A 5,227-nucleotide genomic window follows, 5' to 3' on the forward strand; every position below is an offset into this window, starting at 1 on the left:
CGTTCCGGAGCTCCTCGACCTGGTTGCGGCCCAGGAAGCCGTCGGCCACGATCACGAGGGTGGCACCCGACCGCTCGACGATGTCGGCGGCTTCGTGACCGGTGTAGCGGGAGTTCAGCGGGACGAGCGTTCCTCCGGCGTAGGAGACGGCGAGCGCGGCGACGACCCAGTCGATGCTGTTCGGCGCCCAGATCGCGGCGCGCTCCCCGGGCAGGAAGCCGCGCTCCCGATAGCCGGCCGCGGTGTGTCGAACGAGCTCGAGGATCCCGGTGAATGAGACGGTGCGGTCACCGTCGACGTACGCCGGCTTCTCGCCGTACTGGTCCGCGGCCCTGCGCAAGACGGCGGGAATCGTGTCCATGGCTGCACCCTACCAAGCATTTGCTTGGTATGGTGGCGACGTGGACCTGACCGAGAGCGCCGAGGACCGTGCCTTCCGTGCGGAGATCCGCTCGTGGCTGGCCGAACACCTGACCGGCGAGTGGGCCGACCTGCGTGGCCGTGGCGGCCCGGGGCGTGAACACGAGGCGCACGAGGAACGACTGGCCTGGAACCGGCTGCTCGCCGAGCACGGCTGGACGGCCGTCGGCTGGCCGAAGGAGTACGGCGGCCGCGGGCTCTCGCTGTGGCAGCAGGTGATCTTCCACGAGGAGTACGCCCGTGCCGACGCCCCGGCCGGCGTGAACCACCTGGGTGAGCAGCTCCTCGGTCCCACCCTCATTGCGTTCGGCACCGAGGAGCAGAAGAAGCGCTTCCTGCCCGAGATCGTCGCGGTCCGCGAGCTGTGGTCGCAGGGCTACTCCGAGCCCGGTGCCGGGTCCGACCTCGCGAACGTGCAGACGAAGGCACGGATCGACGACTCCACGGGTGAGTGGGTGATCGACGGCCAGAAGGTGTGGACGTCGCTGGCCCACCTGTCCGACTGGTGCTTCGTGGTCGCGCGCACCGAGCCGGGATCGGCGCGTCACCAGGGCCTGTCGTTCCTGCTCGTCCCACTGGACCAGGCCGGCGTCGAGATCCGGCCGATCGAGCAGCTCACCAGCGGCTCGGAGTTCAACGAGGTCTTCTTCACCGGAGCCCGCACCGCCGGCGACATGGTCGTCGGCGAGCCCGGCCGCGGCTGGGGCGTGGCGATGGGCCTGCTCGGGTTCGAGCGAGGCGTCTCCACGCTGGGCCAGACCGTCGGCTTCGCGCGCGAGCTCGAGACCGTGATCGCCCGCGCGAAGGACAACGGCTCGGTCGACGACCCGATCGTGCGCGACCGGCTCGCCCGGCTCAAGACCGAGCTCGCCGTGATCCGGAGCTTCGCCCTGCGTTCGCTGGCGCTGGTCGAGGGCGGCCAGGACTCCGCCGCCGGCGGTGGCGCCGGATCCATCTTCAAGCTGGCCTGGGCCACCTGGCACCGCACCCTCGGCGAGGTCGCCATGGACGTCGCCGGCGCTGACGGGCTGCTGTCCCGCCCCTCCACGGCGGAGTCGGGGTCCTACGACCTCGACGAGCACCAGCGGCTCTTCCTCTTCTCCCGTGCCGACACGCTCTACGGCGGCAGCGACGAGATCCAGAAGAACATCCTTGCCGAGCGAGTTCTCGGACTACCGAAGGAGCCTCGCGGATGACCGTGACGCGTGCAGAACAGCCCACCCCCGACTACGTGCCCGGCCACGACCTGCTGGCAGGCAAGGTCATCGTGGTGACGGCGGCCGCCGGTGCCGGCATCGGGGCGGCCGTCGTACGACGGGCCCTGGAGGAGGGCGCGAAGGCGGTCGTCTTCAGCGACACCCACGAGCGTCGCCTCAAGGAGGCCGAGGACGCCCTGGGCGCCGAGTTCGGCGCCGACCGGGTGCGCCAGCTGGTCTGCAACGTGACGAAGGAGGAGGACATCCAGGCCCTCCTCGACGCTGCCGACGAGTTCGGCGGCGTCGACGTCCTGATCAACAACGCCGGCCTGGGTGGCACCGACTCGATCCTCGAGGTGAGCGACGAGACCTGGAACCGGGTCATCGACATCACCCTCACCGGCACCATGCGCGCCACCCGTGCGGCCGGCCAGCGGTTCGTCGCGGCAGGCAAGAAGGGCATCATCATCAACAACGCCTCGGTGATCGGCTGGCGGGCCCAGGAGGGCCAGGCCCACTACGCCGCGGCCAAGGCCGGCGTCATGGCGCTGACCCGTTGCTCCGCCCTCGACCTCGCGCCGCACGGCATCCGGGTCAACGCGGTCTCACCCAGCCTGGCCATGCACCCCTTCCTCGAGAAGGTGACGTCGCCGGAGCTGCTCCACGAGCTGAAGCAGCGCGAGGCCTTCGGGCGCGCCGCCGCCCCGTGGGAGGTGGCCAACGTGATGGTGTTCCTCGCAAGCGACTACTCGTCGTACCTGACCGGTGAGGTGATCAGTGTCAGCAGCCAGCACGCCTGAGTCGAACGGCGCCGGACCCAGCCGTCGCGAGCAACTGCTCGCGATCGCGGCCGGAGTCTTCGCGAACAAGGGCTTCCGGGCAACGACGGTGCGCGACATCGCCGACGCCGCGGGCATCCAGAACGGCAGTCTCTATCACCACTTCGACTCCAAGGAGTCGATGGTCGACGAGATCCTCTCGACCTTCCAGGAGGAGCTCTTCGGGCAGTACGACGCCATCCTCGCCAGCAGCGACGACGCCCGTACCAAGCTCGAAGCCGCCGTCCGGGTGTCGTTCGAAGCGATCGACAAGCATCCGCACGAGGTCGCGATCTTCCAGAACGACGCCGACCACCTCGGCTCCTTCGAACGGTTCGGCTACCTCGCGGACCGCAACGCCCAGTCCCGCCAGGTCTGGGTCACCCTGCTCGAGGAGGGCGTGCGCACCGGCGTGCTGCGCTCCGACCTCGACGTCACCCTCACCTACCGCTTCATCCGCGACACCGTGTGGGTGGCCGTGCGCTGGTACCGCCCCGGCCGCGACCTGACCCACACCGACATCGCCGACCAGTACGTCCGGATCCTGCTCGACGGGATCGCTGAGAGGAACACCCATGCCTGAGGCCTACATCGTCGACGCCGCCCGCACCGCGGTCGGCAAGCGCGGGGGAGCGCTCGCCGCGGTCCACTCCGCCGACCTCGCCGCCCACACGCTGTCCGCCCTGGTCGAGCGCACCGGCGTTGACCCGGGTGCCGTCGACGACGTCATCCTCGGTTGTTGCGACACCATCGGTTCGCAAGCCGGCGACGTCGCTCGTACGGCGTGGCTCGTGGCGGGCCTTCCCGACCACGTGCCCGGCGTGACGATCGACCGCCAGTGCGGCTCGTCGCAGCAGGCCGTGCACTTCGCGGCCCAGGGCGTCATGTCCGGCACCCAGGACCTCGTCATCGCCGGCGGCGTGCAGAACATGAGCGCCATCCCGATCTCCGCCGCGATGCTCGTCGGACAGCAGTACGGCTTCTCCACCCCGTTCGCCGAGTCGCCCGGCTGGGCCAAGCGCTACGGCGACGTCGAGGTCAGCCAGTTCAACTCCGCCGAGATGATCGCGGCGAAGTGGGACATCTCGCGGCTCGACATGGAGGAGTACGCCCTCGCGTCGCACACCCGCGCCCGTACGGCGATCGCCGAGGGCCGCTTCGCGCGTGAGATCGTGCCGTTCACCCTGGAGGACGGCACCGTCTTCGACGTCGACCAGTGCCCGCGCGAGACCTCGCTGGAGAAGATGGCCGGCCTCGAGCCGCTCGCGCCCGGTGGCCGCATCACCGCTGCGGTCGCCTCGCAGATCTGCGATGCCTCCTCCGCGATGCTGATCGCCTCCGAGCAGGCCGTGAAGGACCACGGCCTGACGCCGCGGGCACGCGTCGTGCACCTGTCGGTCCGAGGTGACGACCCCGTCTGGATGCTCACCGGCCCGATCGAGGCCACGAAGCACGCCCTCGCGAAGTCCGGTCTCTCGGTCGATGACATCGACCTGTTCGAGTGCAACGAGGCCTTCGCCTCGGTCGTGCTGGCCTGGATGAAGGAGACCGGCGCCCCGCACGAGAAGGTCAACGTCAACGGCGGCGGCATCGCCCTCGGTCACCCGATCGGCGCCACCGGCACCCGCTTGATGACGACGATGCTCAACGAGCTCGAGCGCACTGGGGGTCGCTACGCCCTGCAGACGATGTGCGAGGGCGGCGGCCAGGCGAACGTCACCATCATCGAGCGCCTCGGCTGATTCCCGGGCAGGTGTGAAGGCCCCCGCTCCCGGGGATGTTCCTCAACGCCGGCGACCAGCTGCCGATGAGGTGCACAAGGGAAAGGGGCAGTCATGAGCCACCGTCGTACTGAGATTCCGGTCTACGTCCTCGCGACCTATGCGCTGGGCTGCATCGCCGGTCGTTCCATCGCCGTCCTGTGGACACGTGGTCGCGCCGACGAGCGCGGCGTCCGTCGTCTGGCCAGCGGAGCGGTCGAGATCGCGCACCGTCTCCCGCACGGCCTCCCTGATCAGCAGCGCGCTGCCTGACGTCGTACTCCTCCAGGGGCGTCAGCGGACCCGGCGTCGTCGTCGCTCGGACTCGAACACCAGCTTGCGGAACCGGTCACCGTGGAGCTTGGGGTCGAGGAACGCAACGGCCACGCCGATGCCCCCGCTGGCGAAGTTGACGTGCCGGACCACCCGGGCGGGCTGGGTGTAGTTGGTGCCGTCGACACGCACGGTCGACTCGACGAGGGTTCCGGGCGCCGGGGGATCGGTGCGTACGACGGCAAGCAGGCCGCCCTCGCCGAGGTCGACCGCCACGGCAGTCAGGTCGTGCGACGCGGGCTCCTCGTCGCCGGCGGGCGCGTCGGACCAGGCCAGGAAGACGGGCACCGAGACCCGGGCACGGAAGAACGCGCGCTCCTGGATCCGGGTTGCCGCCGAGCTGGGCCGCAGCACCCAGACCCGTCCATACGCCCGCCGTCCGGGCCGGGTGCTCACCGGGCACTCCATCCGGCCCAGGGAGTAGGTCCACGACACCGTGGCCTCGAAGTGGTGTTCGAGGGGGTCATGTCCGTCGGGGCACGCGACGACGAGCGTGGTCTCGCCGTCCGGCTGCGGCTCGAGGTCCAGGATCCGGGTCGTGAGGGCGACCGGTTCCCCGGCCGTCGGGCGCAGCGTCAGCGCGACCGTCTGCAGGATCGCGGGGTGGACTTCCGGGCCGGCTGGGTCCGGGGTGGGCACCGACATGTCCCTCTGGTCGGCCCGGCGCCAGCCGACCTGAGCACTCGGTCGAAACGCGGGG

At 70.3% G+C, this 5,227-nt stretch carries 7 protein-coding genes; 5 read left to right on the forward strand and 2 right to left on the reverse strand.

Going from position 1 to position 5,227, the window contains the following annotated elements; genetic code table 11:
• Positions 1-361: AMP-binding protein (locus ACOADB_RS25515; RefSeq protein ID WP_378605529.1), on the reverse strand; the 361-nt coding region annotated here is incomplete at its 3' end.
• 40 nt (positions 362-401) lie between these two features.
• Between ACOADB_RS25515 and ACOADB_RS25520 the strand changes: the two genes are divergently transcribed.
• The 5 genes from ACOADB_RS25520 (at position 402) to ACOADB_RS25540 (ending at position 4,467) form a co-directional block, all read left to right on the forward strand.
• Positions 402-1,616 (forward strand): acyl-CoA dehydrogenase family protein, encoded by a 1,215-nt coding sequence (locus tag ACOADB_RS25520; protein WP_378605532.1) that lies wholly within the window; start codon positions 402-404, stop codon positions 1,614-1,616.
• The gene (locus ACOADB_RS25525; protein WP_378605535.1) at positions 1,613-2,416 is read left to right on the forward strand and encodes an SDR family oxidoreductase; all 804 of its coding nucleotides are present in this window, start codon (positions 1,613-1,615) and stop codon (positions 2,414-2,416) included. Before ACOADB_RS25520 ends, ACOADB_RS25525 begins: the two co-directional genes overlap by 4 nt.
• Positions 2,394-3,017 (forward strand): TetR/AcrR family transcriptional regulator, encoded by a 624-nt coding sequence (locus ACOADB_RS25530; RefSeq protein WP_378605538.1) that lies wholly within the window; start codon positions 2,394-2,396, stop codon positions 3,015-3,017. The genes ACOADB_RS25525 and ACOADB_RS25530 overlap by 23 nt, the downstream gene beginning before the upstream one ends.
• The gene (locus tag ACOADB_RS25535; protein WP_378605541.1) at positions 3,010-4,176 is read left to right on the forward strand and encodes an acetyl-CoA C-acetyltransferase; all 1,167 of its coding nucleotides are present in this window, start codon (positions 3,010-3,012) and stop codon (positions 4,174-4,176) included. Before ACOADB_RS25530 ends, ACOADB_RS25535 begins: the two co-directional genes overlap by 8 nt.
• A gap of 93 nt (positions 4,177-4,269) precedes the next feature.
• Entirely contained in the window at positions 4,270-4,467 is a 198-nt protein-coding gene (locus tag ACOADB_RS25540) for a hypothetical protein (protein WP_378605543.1), read from the forward strand.
• Between the two features lie 21 nt (positions 4,468-4,488).
• On the opposite strand, the gene ACOADB_RS25545 is transcribed toward ACOADB_RS25540, so the two are convergent.
• Positions 4,489-5,227 (reverse strand): PilZ domain-containing protein (locus ACOADB_RS25545; protein WP_378605546.1); only part of this gene is annotated, 739 nt, incomplete at its 5' end.

It is taken from the genome of Nocardioides sp. CPCC 206348, assembly GCF_048654705.1.
GTDB lineage: Bacteria > Actinomycetota > Actinomycetes > Propionibacteriales > Nocardioidaceae > Nocardioides.